The following is a 13,525-nucleotide window of genomic DNA, read 5'->3' as shown; positions in this document are numbered from 1 at the left end:
ACGTACTGGCGTTTGCGCTGAGTGACCGACGGGCGCTGGAAGGTCACAAGTTATTCCAAGAAACCGGTAGCCGCTTTGAGATGTATTACTGCAACCGCACAGATCCGCGCGAACGAGTAAGGTCGACGGTCGCAAATGCCGCATCGTCTTAGTCGCCTTACGACTGAGCTTCGACTGGCTCGCCTCAATCGACTAGATCCAACTGGGCACCCTCTTGTCTGAAGCATATACGGCGCGGCGGTCTGTATTTCTCCTTCCTAGCAGTCCCGATATTCTCAGCCGGGACAATCGTACCCAGAATATCTAAGTACCGATGCAATTCGACCATTGCGACCAGAAGCAAACCGGCGGCCAGCTTTAGCTCAGAGCGACGCGGTTGCGCCGCCGATTGAACTCGTGGCTCTCGCCGGGAGCGAAGATGACAGGGTGATCGAGACGATCAACGATGATCCGGCTAGGCCATCGTAGCTTCCAATGCCTCAGCACCACAAGCAGCCCGACGGCTCTCGTGCGGCGCTCGCAAATCTGCTCGCTTTGTATTGTGTTCCTAAGAGCAGAATTCTGCAAAGGGGTTCTATTTCCCCTGGTAATTTGGGGGCCGCTTCTCGAAGAAAGCGTCCATCCCTTCCTGCTGATCAGAAGTGGTGAAAGCAACCCGGATCGCTTGCCGTTCAAATTCCACACCGGCATCGAGGTTCGTTTGATAGGCGGCCAGAACGGCAGCCTTCGCAAGCTCCGTCGATCGAGGCGGCTTCTGTGCGATTATTTCCGCAATCTCGAGCGCGCGTGCCCGCGCCTGGCCCGTTTCTGTAACCTCGGAGACCATTCCTGCCTGCATTGCGGCACGGGCCGAAATTGATTGGCCAGTGAGGATCATCAGCATGGCAAGCGATTTGCCCGCCACGCGTGTCAACCGCTGGGTTCCGCCGTCACCCGGCAAAACGCCGATGTTGATTTCAGGTTGACCGAAGAGCGCGCCTTCGCCTGCGATAATGATATCGGCCAGCATTGCAAGTTCGTGACCGCCCCCAAGACAAACGCCCTCTACGGCAGCTATGATCGGCTTGAGACAGTTGGTGAGGTCGCGCCAATCATTGCGTCGGGCGAGATTGTTAATGGCCTCGAAGCCGCGTTGTTGCATCTCCTTGATATCCGCGCCCGCGCAAAAGAACGTGTCGGTGCCGCAAAGCACGATGCAGCGGACGTCCTCATCCAAAATTGCGTCTCGGCAGGCCGATGCAAGTGCCGCGATAAGCTCATTGCTCAGGGCATTTCGCTTCGCCGGCCTGTTCATGCTCAGCAGGCGGACGTGCGGGAGAGGGGAAGTGGATAGCACGAGTTCGGATTTTTGGATCACGAGAGAATTCTTCCTGGAGAATGGGAGAAGAACCAGAACTTCTTCTCGACTTGGATCGGGATGCACCTTGCGTAAGCTGGCTTGCAGCGAGCTTCGGAGAGATCATTGCGTTGCACACAATTCGCTGCCATTCATCCGGGCAAGCTGCCGAGGACCCGAGGTTGATATGGTTGCTATCGTGCGAGCAAGGCCAGGAAAAACAGACACCACATTGTGGTTTGGGCGGGCTATCCGAAAGCCTTTCTGCTTCGAGCCTCCTGAATCGCCTGCTCCGAGAAGCCAAAGGAAGTCAGGACCTCCTCGGTAGCGGCACCGATCGGCGCGGGGTGAATCCGGACGGCTGGAGGTGTGCGTGAGAGCCGGACTGGCAGTCCGGCGAGCGAAACGACTCCTCGCCCGGGTACCTCAACCTGCCACATGATGCCGTTTTGGCTTGCCTGAGGGTGGCTGATCGCTTCTGGAATTTCATTCACAGGTGAGCAGAGCAGATCCACGGAAGCCAGACGATCGAGTACCTCCGAAGTGTTCAAGGTCATCAAAGCCGGCGCACAATATTCCTGAATGGCGGTCAGATTTTCGATCTGCTTTTCGCGTGTAGCGAGTTCAGGCCGCGTGCTTATGTCCGGTAGATCGAGCGCCTGGCAAAGCAGGCCAAGCGGGTTGTCGCGAAAGAGCATTACAACGGCTACCCAACCGTCCGCGGTCCTGACGAGCATCGCCTGACGCGTCCAGTCGGTTTTCACACCATAGATGCTCTCGCTGGCGATTTCGCACAGCTGCATAGCGAGCGAAACATCGAACAGCGACGTCGACACCAGTTGTCCCCGGCCCGAGGTCTGGCGTTCGATGACGGCGGCAAGAATGCCCTGGACGAGCGACATCGCCGCGCCATAGTCGACAATAGGAGAGTTCGTCAGCTGCGGAGGCTGGTGCTCCTGCAGTCCTCCCCGTGCCAACCCGCTAAATGCCTGCGCCAGCATGTCCTGGCCCGGACGATCTGCAAGCGGACCTGTTTCCCCGAAACCAAACCCCGCAGCATAGATGAGACGGGGATTGCGTGTGCTAAGATCCTTATAGCCGAGGCCCAGCCGCTCCATCACGCCGGGGCGGAAGTTGTGCATCAACACGTCAGCGCGGTCGACCAGGGTCAGCAAGATCTCAAAGGCGGCCGGGTTCTTCAAATCCAAGGCGAGTGTCCGCTTGTTTCTGCCCATCGCAGCGTAATACGCGCTCATCCCGCCGACGCGGGTGGCCTCAAAATCAAGCCCGCGCGTGATGTCACCTTGGGGACGTTCGATCTTGATGACGTCCGCGCCAAAATCCCCCAACACCTGTCCTGCAAGCGGCACCTGCATCACCATGCCGACTTCCAGAACGATCAAGCCGTCAAGGGCGCCACGCGCTACGGAGGCAGTTGCTTTATCGCTCACGACAGGCCTTTCCCTCAGATTGGAACGCTCGATACTATGCCGCGCGATCGTCGCCGTCAAGATTACTATATCCCATTATAAAATTGATATATTGCAATGCGCTGCGAAACCGGCTTTGAATGCGATTGCCGAATCGAGGCGCCGAACAGGCGTTTGGGCCAGCACCTGCCGGAAAGGGGATCACTCCCTGCCGCCGAAAAGCAGGTGCCGACGCAGTTGGACGTCCTGAGACGTTCTGCAAGGCTTGGTGACGGGGGGCCTGATGACGAAGAACTACATCGCCGGTGAATGGATTGCGGCAGCCAAGGCAGTCGCGAACATCAACCCGTCTGATACTCGCGACATCGTAGGCGAGTACGCCCAAGCCTCTGTAGAAGAGGCGAAGCGTGCGATCGATGCGGCCCATGGCGCCTTTCCGGCTTGGGCGCGTTCGACGATCCAGAGCCGCCACGACGTTCTGAAAGCCGTGGGTGACGAGATATTGGCCCGCAAGGACGAACTCGGACGCCTGCTCTCACGTGAGGAAGGAAAGACCTTGCCGGAGGGGATCGGCGAGGTCGCTCGCGCCGGCCAGATCTTCCATTTCTTCGCGGGTGAGTGCCTGAGGCTGAGCGGCGAGAAGCTGCTCTCCGTGCGAGCCGGCATAGACGTTGAGATGTCCCGCGAGCCGCTCGGCGATCACGCCATGGAATTTTCCTATGGCCATTCCGGCCTGGAAGATCGCCCCGGCACTGGCCTATGGCAACTCCGTCGTGTTCAAGCCTGCAGAACTGGTCCCCGCCTCGGCAAACGCCCTTTGCGACATCATTGCGCGCGCCGGCGTTCCCCCCGGCGTCTTCAACCTCGTCATGGGGAGCGGCTCGGGCGTGGGCGAAACAATGCTCGCCAGTACGAAGGTGGCCGCGATCTCCTTCACCGGCTCGTTGTCGACCGGCCGGCGCATTGCCCAAACCTGCATTTCTGCCGATCCCATGAAGAAGATGCAGTTGGAGATGGGGGGCAAGAATCCAATGGTGGTGCTCGACGACGCCGACCTAAAGGTGGCCGTCGAATGCGCGATCAACAGCGCCTTCTTTTCGACCGGCCAGCGCTGCACGGCCTCATCTCGCCTCATCGTGACAGATGGCATTTACGACGCCTTCCTGGCAGCTATCACGGAAAGGATGGATGCGCTGGTCGTGGATGACGCCTGCAAGCCAGGAACGCAGATTGGGCCGGTGGTTGATCAGAAGCAGCTGGAGCAAGACTTGATGTACATCCGCCTCGGCCAGGACGAGGGGGCCAAGCTCGTCGCTGGGGGCGAGCTATTGAAACGCGATGCGCCCGGTTTCTACTTGTCGCCCGCGCTGTTTGCAGAAGTCGACAATCGGATGCGGGTCGCGCGCGAAGAAATTTTCGGCCCGTGGCAGCACTGATCCGGGCGCGAAATTATGACGAGGCCCTTGAGATCGCCAACGACACCCCATTCGGACTATCTTCCGGAATCTGCACCACAAGTCTGAACTATGCCAGCCATTTCAAGCGCAACGCGGAGGCTGGCATGGTGATGGTCAACCTGCCGACGGCGGGCGTCGACTATCACGTGCCCTTCGGCGGCCGCAAAGGTTCGTCCTATGGATCACGTGAGCAAGGGCGCTACGCTGCAGAGTTCTATGCGACTGTGAAGACAGCCTATGCGTTTGATGGAGGTCCACCATGAGCGTGATGGCGGCCGCCTGAAAGCGCCCGAGTTGAACAGTTCTGCACGTTCAGATGATTGACATGCTGGCTTCGTTGCCGACTTCGAGCGAAGCTGCGACCTGGCGGAGCGCCCATTCGAGATCTTCGATGTTTTCGGGAACGCCGATCGATATCCTCAGCCCCGAGATCAAGGAGGGATCAACCACGAGCGCCGAGGGCGGCGTTGTGATGACGCCCCGTTGCAATGAACGGGCTGCCACCTGTTGAGCAATGTCGCTTGGCAGGTCCATCCAGATGTGAAAGCTGGCCGGATGATCTGCACGTATATGCGGCCGGAGGATTTGGGAGGCAAGCTTCACGCGCTTCTTCGCCTCCTGGACCAGAGACTGCTTCACGCGCGCGGCTGTTCCCGTGCGGATCCATTCGGATACGATGAAGGTTGAAATCGGCGAGGCCATCCAGCAGGTCGCGCGCATAGATTGATGAATCTGCGAAAGATAAGGCTCGGGCGCGACGAGCATTCCGATGCGCAGACCCGGCGCCAGGCACTTCGACAGCGTATTGACATAGAAGGTCCGCTCCGGCGCCAATGAGGCGAGCGGCTCGCTGGTCTCGTCCAGGAAGCCGTATGCGTCATCTTCGATGATCAGGATGTCCCGCTTACGCGCGATCCGCACGATCTCTCGCCGGCGTGCCGCGCTCATGATTCTCGCGGTTGGGCTCTGGATGGTGGGAATAGCAAAAAGCACCCGCGCTGCCCCGCTTGCCGCCGCTTTGTCGAAAGCGCCCGGCAGCAATCCTTCGCCATCCATCGGCAGCCCGATAAGGTCGAGCTTTGCGAAATGAGCATAGGACTTCATGCCGTGATAAGTGCCGGCCTCGACGAAGACTTTGTCACCAGGCTGGCAGATCGAGCTGAAGGTCAGCGCTATCCCGTGCTGTGCTCCATTCGTAATAACGAGGTTGTCCGGATTGGCTTCGAAGCCCGATTGACGAAATAGGCCGGCGAGCTGGGCCCGGTGTTCGGCAACACCAGAGTGGGAGAGGTATCCCACGTAGTCGGAGATGTCAGCCGTTGGAAACGTAGATGGGCTCTCAGCTAGCACCTTGGGCAGTAACGCCGGCCCTGGGATGTTGAGGCTGAGATCGACAACCTTGCCACCGGACGCAGGGGTCGGCCTCTGTGACGCGACAAACGTCCCGCGGCCGACGTGCCCCAGAAGCAGGCCGCGCCGTTGACCTTCTGCATAGGCCTTGATGACCGTTCCGACGCTGAGGCCGATCTCCTCTGCCAAATCACGCTGGGTAGGCAGCCTTGTTCCTGCCGCAAGAGTTCCTGCCGCGATGTCGTGTTCGATGGCCTCGACGAGCCGGACGAACAGGGGAGCGGTGCCAGCCCGCAGGTGAGGGTGCCATTTCTGCATTTTGATTGCTTATCTCAGAATACCGCGCTTTCGCTATCCCAATTTTTGGTCCACCAGATCAAGCTCATAGCGGCCGCACCCTCACGATCTCTGTTTGCTTTTCCTCGATGAGCGAGTTGCGCAATGGCCGCCCGAAAGCCGGAGATTCGATCTCGAAAGCGTCACCGCCGCGCAGCTTGACGCCGGCCGAAAAGCTTAAGGCGCTCGCGCCGAAGAAATAGACGTGGACGTCGCCGGGCCGACGAAACGCGCGGTATTTGAAGTGATGGTGCTCAAGATTCTCAATGGAATGAGACATGTTGTTCTCGCCCGAGATAAAGCTTCCGGACCAGATCGCTTCGCCAGCTCGCAAGACGCGGACCGTTCCGGATACCTCGTCCGGAAGATCGCCCACGAGGAGTTCGGGACCATAGGAGCACTGGCGCAGCTTTGAATGAGCAAGGTAGAGGTAGTTTCGCTGCTCCATCACATGATCGGAGTATTCGTTGCCGAGGCAGAAGCCGACACGCAGTACGTCGCCTCCCTCGCCAATGACGTAAAGCCCTACAATTTCGGCCTCCTCGCCCCCGTCTTCAGCATAGGACGGCAACGTGAGGGGTTGCTCAGGTGCGACTGCCCAGGAGCCATCACCCTTATAGGCCCACTCTGGCTGGACCCCGATGGATCCCGGCGGAGGCTTTCCACCGTCCAGGCCAAGCTTGAACATCCGCATTGAATCGGAAAGTTCGCCTGCGGCCAATTTCGCGTGCATGGCGTCGCGCGACTCGGCGCTACCGAGGTGCGTAAGTCCAGTCACCGCGATCATGCAACGCGAAGGATCAGCGTGGTCGAGAGGCGGCAACAGCCGCTTCTCGCGGATGATCGCATCGTAATCGACCTTCTCTCCGAAGCCGCACCTTTGGACGCATTCGGCAAGCGATAGCCGGGAGCGGGCTGCCTCCAAGGCTAATTCGCGTACACTTGTCCGATTGTTCACGAGCACAGGGACCCCGTCGCCCGCCTGGAGCGCAGCGACATGACGAGAACCGTTCAGAGATACAAATTGGATGAGGCGCACGAGATCCATTCCAGGTGAGAGCCAGCCGCGCTGATTGCGGCAAAGCCAGACTGACATTCAAATTGAGATAGGTCAATGTGCTTGGCTAATCGGGGGTGCCAATATTTCATGAGCGATTTCAGTCGTATAGATGTATCAATCCTTCAGCTAGAATGATGGCTACCAGATTGATATATCCTAATTGTATTTGAGATAGTCTATTGCTTGACATTGGCCCGTCATTGTGATGGTCTCGCTCGATATTGGGCTAGTGCACAGAGATGCCGGCCGTCATGGGAGACGAAGCGGTGGAGGCGATTTACTGGTTTCATGGGAGGAGCGGCTGGGCTGGCGATATTGCAGTCCATGCCAAGCTTCTCGCCAGCCCGCGCCCTTTACAACCATCCCTCTCGCGCTCGCGCGAGCCCCTTTGTCTTTCCGCGCAAGTCCTTGTGATCCAAGCGGCGGCCCCGAGACGATCTCATCATTCACCTTTTCCAGGTCAGTTCGGCTTACGTAAGCAGATACTCGATCAGCTCGCATCGTTTGCGCGGAAAAGTAGGAAACGTTCGCCTCGCCAAGCCGAGCGGACGTCTCAGCGCGGAGGAGTTTGTCCGCCTGCCTTGAATCGAAAAACTTAAGCGTCCCGCAGAAGGGCGCATTGCTACAGGAGGGACCATGGAGTTGGGACATAAGCCCGCCCGCGGGCTGTTACACAGACGATTGGAATGAAGGAAGCCCGATCAGCTGCCTTCGATCGCGCCAGCGTCCATTTACGGGCGTGCCGCCAGAAATCTCAGCGCCTTGAGCAGGCCAACAAGCGACAGGCCGGCGCGCATTCGCGCTTGCCGCGCAAGGCTTAAGCAGTCTTACCCAATGAGCGGAAGCAGACCCATGCAAACAATGGCCCAACCTTCTATCGATTTCATTCAGCCCGAGAAGCAAGTTGCAACGAGATCAATGACTATTGGTCTGGGCGGAGGCGTCGCGCTGGAGTGGTATGACTGGCAAGTCTACGGCTTCATGGCGGCTTTTCTATCTCCCCACTTCTTCCCTTCAAATGACCCGGTCGTTTCGCTGCTGGGAGCATTTGCCGTATTTGGAGCCGGATTCATTGCGCGGCCTCTGGGAGCGGCTTTGCTTGGTCCTATCGCAGATCGCATCAGCCATAAACGCGTCATGATGATCGCTGTTACGGTCATGGCGCTATCTTCGTTCCTGATTGCGATCTTGCCGGCTCATAAGGACATCGGGACCCTTGCCACTGCAGCGCTGGTCATTCTTCGACTGATGCAAGGGCTTGCCACTGGCGCAGAGGCGGGCGTCGCCAATGCAATCGCCATCGAGTTGGCACCACCAGGTGAGGAGGGGCGGTATCTCGGCTTGATCAACGGTACATTCATCATGTTGGGTTCGATCGGAGCAAGCCTCGTCGCTTTTCTGGTGAGCGCGGCCGTCGCCCCCGAGGTCATGCGCGAGTGGGCTTGGCGAGTGCCGTTTGCGGTCGGAGGCCTGCTTGGCGTCCTCATCTTCTTCCTGCGCCAAGCAATCCCGGAAACATTGATCGCCCGCGCTATGCATCATGACGAGATGTCGCGCGTTCAGAAAACCACCGGCGGCGTTTGGAAGGCGCTCTGGAATGTGCGACTGTCGCTTCTGGCCGTGATTTTGGTGATCGGCTCGGTGCAGCTCGCCAACTACACGTACAACGTGGGCCTGCCCAACATCGCCAATGGTGTTTTCAAGGAAAACAGCACGTGGGTGTACGGCATCCTGACCCTCATGGGATTTTGCTGGATGGTCTTTTCACCTGCCATCGGTGCGTTTGCAGACAAGATAAAGCCCTCGCGCGCGTTCATCTTGATGCGCCTTCTGCTCATCCCAGCATTCTTCCTGACGCTGCTCTATTCACACCAAAGCCTTCTGACCTACGCCATGGTGATGCTGGTTGGCGGGGCCATGGTGGGCTGCAATATGGCTCTCTACAACTTCATAGCCACAACCTTGATGCCGCGCACAGTGAGAACGACAGGCGTCGCCCTTGGTTACGCAATCGGTGTGACAATTTTCGGCGGTACCACGCCCTACCTGCTGGTATGGTTGCAACGCGAGGACATGGCATGGATGTTCCCAATCTACGGGTCGCTCGTCGCTTTGCTCAGCGTGGTCGTATATCAGATCGCTAAAAAGCGCGGCTGCATCTATGTAGGCGAGTGATAACAGTCTTGTTAGGGCACTCCAGAGAGGTCCGGCCGATCGGCGGCTCCCCTCTGGAAAGGCAATGGTCTCAGTGGAACAGCGGCTGAACAAGAAACCCTTGATCTCTCCAGCCGTCAAATGCGCCCCTAGGTCCGTTCCAAGCCGCTTTAAGGATTTCGGCCGGGGTAACGCGAGAGTGACACAGAGAGCGCTCGCCGCTGGCCTTCGCCAGCAGCGAGTGCCATTTTAGATTTCTTCAGGCCGCAACCTGCCGGTTAGCAAATGAAGCGCCTCGAACAAGTAGTAGCTACCAAAGATCAATTCGGCATTACTGACGTAGTCCTCGGCTCTCGAATCCCCGCGCTTGTTGAAGCATCCTTCCACCAGCATGCCGGCTGGACGGCTATCGTTCTTATGAACCGGAGTGAGATATCGTTCGACCAGCGCCAAAGCGGTGCGTTCTCCGGCGCTACGGTATTGCCGCCGCTTACTGTCAGTCGGCGCAATCGAGCTCAATTTTAGAAGAGCCGATGCCATAAAAGCGGTCGCCGCAGTGTCCCGCTCGACGTTGGGCGCTTTAGGAGCGTCAAAATCCCAGTACGACACGCAATCATCTGGCACATGGGCGAGCCACCAGTCGGCCCCGTTCATGGCGGCTTGACGCCATCGCTCCTCTCCGCCGCCGGAAAAGTAGCTGATCGTCGAGCACACCACGCCCCACGCCTGTGCTCTTGCCCAAACGCTGTTCTCGCTGAAGCCCTTGTGTGTGTAGCGTCGGAGAACCTTGCCGGTCTCGGGATCGAGGGAGGAGGACTGGATGAAGGATCCGTCCTCACGCTGATGGACGGTCAGAACTTTATCCGTATGATTGGCAGCCACTTCGCGCATCGCGCGGTCGTCTAGAGTTCGAGCGGCCCAAAACAGCAGCAATGAGACGACCAAACTGTCGACGCTGCTTGCAGTGGCTCCCACGTCAGCGCCCTCCTCGGCATTCGCGCCAAGGGGCACAAGACCAAGGTGATGGTTGTAGCGTTGCTTCAGATCTCGTGCCGCCGCAAGGCCGAGCGTCCGCGCGCGGTGACTTCCGGTGAGCAGCGAACCCAGTCCGGCCCCGTAATAGAAGGTCGCAGCCTTGAACGCGGTATCGGCCGAGACGCGCGGTTCAAGACGCTCGCAACCTCGTTCTGCAAGATCTCTGAAGCGCTCGCCGCCGTTACTCCGCGAGGCAAGCCAAAGCATCCCCAGCCAATAGCCGCCGGTCCAGTCTCCGTTTGAAGTTGTCGTCCAGGTGCCGCTCTCCGGATCTGCCCAATGTGGATAGGCGTCGCCAACTTGTTGAGCTGTATTCTCGATCCGCCGCATCATACGTGCGATCGCTTCTTCCCAGTCTATGCTCATCAAAGCTCCTCGTGAAAATGCAGGATGGTTCCACCTGAAAGCGGGTTCTCACCATTGCTTCACTTGAGAGCTTCTCATGATTATTGCATTATATCAATCTGAAATTGGGATAGTGTATTTGCTCAACGAGGTAGGTCTTGCTACATTCAATCGGGCTCCCAGCGTGATGCCGCCAGGTCCCGAAAAGCAGCGCATGATGTTCAGCGCGGTATCAAAGTAGTCTGCGTTTGCTTGCAGGGATATTGGCGCACAGTGGAGCGCTGGCGCGCCGGCCCGAAGTTGATCTATCGATCGAGCCTTCTCAACGGTCGTCCTGGCTCGACAAACGCCGCATCCAGCCTCTGACGAGGGATTGCCGCTACGCCCAATGGGCGAGCATTCGGTAGCCCGCGTGGCGCATGTCCTTTTGCCAGGTGACTTGCTTGCCGGGTGACCTGCGCCGCGGCAGTAGTCACTAAAGAAGCTGCTTCAAGTTCAGCGCCGGATTAGCGAGCGCCTCTGCCTCGACCTTCAGTTCCCGCCTAATGATCGTCTCTGCAACTCGGATTTCCTTCGCAACGGCGCCGAGGCTTCCAAACCCACAAGCAGCCACGAGGCGCCCGCCGTCGACAAGGGAGAATAGAAGTTGGCCCCTCGGGCCTAGGCTTCTGACGACCGGGATTTCTCCGCCGCAGCAGAGGCCGACCATTTGCAAAGTCTCATCGTATTGGTCCGACCAGAACCAGGGGAGATCGTCATACGGACGATCCTCGCCCACCATATTCGCCGCCGCAATCACCCCTTGCCGCTGCGCGTTGCGCCAAGCTTCCAGCCTGATCCGCTTTCCGTAAAGGCGATGTGGAAAGGAACAGCAGTCCCCCGCTGCGAATACGCGCGGATCCGATGTGGCCAGCATTTCGTCAAGCGCGATGCCGTTGTCGACAGCGAGCCCCGCCGCTTGCGCCAGTTCGACGTTGGGGGTTGCACCGACCCCCACGATCACGAGATCGGCAAGATGTCTTTGGCCCCCGGCCAGTACCACGCAGGAGCGTCCTTCACAAAGCTCGATACGTTCAACGACTGCCGTTGTCTCGATCCGTACCCCAGAACGCTCGTGCTTGGCCCTGATCAGTTCAGCTATGCCAACTGGCACTGCCCGGGAAAGTATGCGCGATCCTGCTTCGAAGACGATGACCGAAGCGCCTCGCAAGATCGAGCTCGCAGCAACCTCGAGCCCGATAAAGCCGCCGCCGATCACAGCCATCTCGCAGCCTTGGCCGATTAACTCGCGAAGGCGTGTGGCATCCTCATACGACCTAAGCGTTGCGACCCTTGATCCCTCAGCAATTGGCACGTTCAGGTCACGCGGACGAGCGCCAGTGGCCAAGAGGAGGCGATGATAGCCTATCTTGGCCCCATTCGAGAGAATCACCATGCTGGCCGTGCGATCAATCGAGACCACCTCACAGCCGTGGCGATAATCGATCTTCAATTCGGAAAGCCGCTCTGACGTCACAATCGTCTTCGGCCCAGGCCTCGTCTCATCGACCAGAACTGCTTTGGAGAGAGGAGGGCGCTCATACGGGAGACTGCTTTCGTTGCCGATCAACACCACGCTCTCTTCCCAGCCGCGCTCGCGCAGCGCCAGGGCGGCTGCCGTGCCAGCTTCGCCGGCGCCAACAATGGCAATCGTCGAATGAGTACTCAAATGGCCACCCCTCTTGCAGGCAGAGCCTGCTCCTCACTGGCCACGCTATCGAAGAGGTCACGGACTAGGGACCTAAGAAGAAGAGCTTCCTCCCAACGATCCGTCGTGTCCTTGCCTTGCCGATCGGTGATCGCATAGGGCTGCGGGCCAAGTTCGCAGGTAAAACTAAGGCAGGCACCCGTGCCTGCGCGCTTTCGCCAGCTTCGGAACCCGTATTTCCACCCCCCCAGGAACAGATCCAGCCATATCCTGTGCTGAGGAAACGTGATCTCAACCTGAATTTGCTCGCGAGATGCAACCCGTCCATGAAACGCCCAAGCGCGATCGAGCCCCTGCCGCACCAGCGCTTCATCCTCGTCCGAGATGGGATACCAGAACTCCCGACCCAGCAGGATGTGCGACAAATCGGCAAGGATCCGCATCCCGGGCACCTCGTCCATCAGATCGAGAGTAAAGAGGAGATCCGTGGTCATCCTGTTGCGATGCGTTTCGAAGTAGATCGGCATGCCTGCCTCTTCCGCCACCCTGATCCAGCCATCCAGCAGCGGGATACAATCGCTGACCCTGCGCGGACGGATGTCTGGCTGGACGTTGAGATGCAGAACGTTGATCTGCTTGGCGAGGTCGATGGCAGACTTCAAGTGATCGATCGTCTGCGGGAAGCACATGCCCTCGACTGCAAGCCCGGAACCGTTCAAAGCGCGTGCGATCAGGTTGACGCGTCCTGGATCATTGCAGGACGTAGAGATCCCGTCGAACCCCGCTTGCTGTATCATCGCCAGGTTTTCATCGAGAGAACGTTCGAAACCGTCAGGCTGCCGCCGCTCCATGGCCCAGAGGGACTGCAAGACAAGTAAACGCTGTGAGGTCATCCGCAGCTCTCACCCGCTCAGACCTTGACCATAACAATGCCATTCTCGATTTTTACCTCGTAACTCTGCAAGTCGACGCATGCGGGCAGCGCACGCGACTCGCCCGTTCGATAGTCGAAGGTGCCGAAGTGTTTCGGGCATTCGATAATTCCGCCATCGACAATGCCATCCGCAAGATGGACCTTCTCGTGTGAGCAGTGGCCGTCCATCGCGAAGTAATCGCCCTCGGGCGAGCGAACAATCACAAACGTGCGGCCGCCGTGATCGAGGCGGCGAACCTCTTCAGGCCTCAAAGCGTCCGCAGCGCAGGCCGCCACCCATTCAGCTTGTTTAGTCATATCTAGTCCTCAATCTTCAACTGGCGGCGATCAATCGGCTGTGGCTCAGTCGCGCAGCGTGCGCCAGTACCGTTGCGGCGCAAGGGCTGCCTCAACGTGACAGG

9 protein-coding genes and 1 pseudogene are annotated in these 13,525 nt (G+C 58.7%); 2 read left to right on the top strand and 8 right to left on the bottom strand.

Annotated features, from left to right (window positions below; genetic code table 11):
• Window positions 1-574: 574 nt before the first annotated feature.
• On the bottom strand, window positions 575-1,357 hold the full coding sequence (locus tag X268_RS36360; protein WP_232995601.1) for an enoyl-CoA hydratase-related protein: 783 nt from the start codon (window positions 1,355-1,357) through the stop codon (window positions 575-577).
• 227 nt (window positions 1,358-1,584) lie between these two features.
• Entirely contained in the window at window positions 1,585-2,847 is a 1,263-nt protein-coding gene (locus X268_RS36355; protein ID WP_128929757.1) for a CaiB/BaiF CoA transferase family protein, read from the bottom strand.
• 202 nt (window positions 2,848-3,049) lie between these two features.
• Here X268_RS36355 and X268_RS36350 point away from each other — a divergent pair.
• Window positions 3,050-4,486, top strand: a pseudogene (locus tag X268_RS36350) (aldehyde dehydrogenase family protein).
• A gap of 49 nt (window positions 4,487-4,535) precedes the next feature.
• On the opposite strand, the gene X268_RS36345 reads toward X268_RS36350, so the two are convergent.
• Window positions 4,536-5,891 (bottom strand): aminotransferase-like domain-containing protein, encoded by a 1,356-nt coding sequence (locus X268_RS36345; protein WP_128929756.1) that lies wholly within the window; start codon window positions 5,889-5,891, stop codon window positions 4,536-4,538.
• Between the two features lie 64 nt (window positions 5,892-5,955).
• Window positions 5,956-6,948, bottom strand: coding sequence for an AraD1 family protein (araD1, locus tag X268_RS36340; protein WP_128930170.1), 993 nt, complete (start codon window positions 6,946-6,948; stop codon window positions 5,956-5,958).
• A gap of 873 nt (window positions 6,949-7,821) precedes the next feature.
• Here araD1 and X268_RS36335 point away from each other — a divergent pair.
• Window positions 7,822-9,144: an MFS transporter gene (locus X268_RS36335; RefSeq protein WP_164934143.1), complete on the top strand. Its 1,323-nt coding sequence runs from the start codon at window positions 7,822-7,824 to the stop codon at window positions 9,142-9,144.
• Window positions 9,145-9,372: 228 nt separating this feature from the next.
• Here the strand turns inward: X268_RS36335 and X268_RS36330 are convergent, their stop codons facing one another.
• The 4 genes from X268_RS36330 to X268_RS36315 all read right to left on the bottom strand — a co-directional run bounded on the left by X268_RS36330 (window position 9,373) and on the right by X268_RS36315 (window position 13,421).
• The gene (locus X268_RS36330) at window positions 9,373-10,524 is read right to left on the bottom strand and encodes a glycoside hydrolase family 88 protein (RefSeq protein ID WP_128929754.1); all 1,152 of its coding nucleotides are present in this window, start codon (window positions 10,522-10,524) and stop codon (window positions 9,373-9,375) included.
• A gap of 454 nt (window positions 10,525-10,978) precedes the next feature.
• Entirely contained in the window at window positions 10,979-12,211 is a 1,233-nt protein-coding gene (locus X268_RS36325; protein ID WP_128929753.1) for an NAD(P)/FAD-dependent oxidoreductase, read from the bottom strand.
• Window positions 12,208-13,083 (bottom strand): sugar phosphate isomerase/epimerase family protein, encoded by an 876-nt coding sequence (locus X268_RS36320; protein ID WP_128929752.1) that lies wholly within the window; start codon window positions 13,081-13,083, stop codon window positions 12,208-12,210. Before X268_RS36320 ends, X268_RS36325 begins: the two co-directional genes overlap by 4 nt.
• A gap of 17 nt (window positions 13,084-13,100) precedes the next feature.
• A complete protein-coding gene (locus X268_RS36315; protein ID WP_128929751.1) occupies window positions 13,101-13,421 on the bottom strand; it encodes a Rieske 2Fe-2S domain-containing protein in 321 nt (106 codons plus the stop codon).
• Between the last annotated feature and the right edge of the window lie 104 nt (window positions 13,422-13,525).

This window comes from Bradyrhizobium guangxiense, assembly GCF_004114915.1.
GTDB lineage: Bacteria > Pseudomonadota > Alphaproteobacteria > Rhizobiales > Xanthobacteraceae > Bradyrhizobium > Bradyrhizobium guangxiense.
The sequence above is the reverse complement of the archived record's forward strand: the minus strand, read 5'-3'. Positions and strand labels throughout refer to the sequence as shown.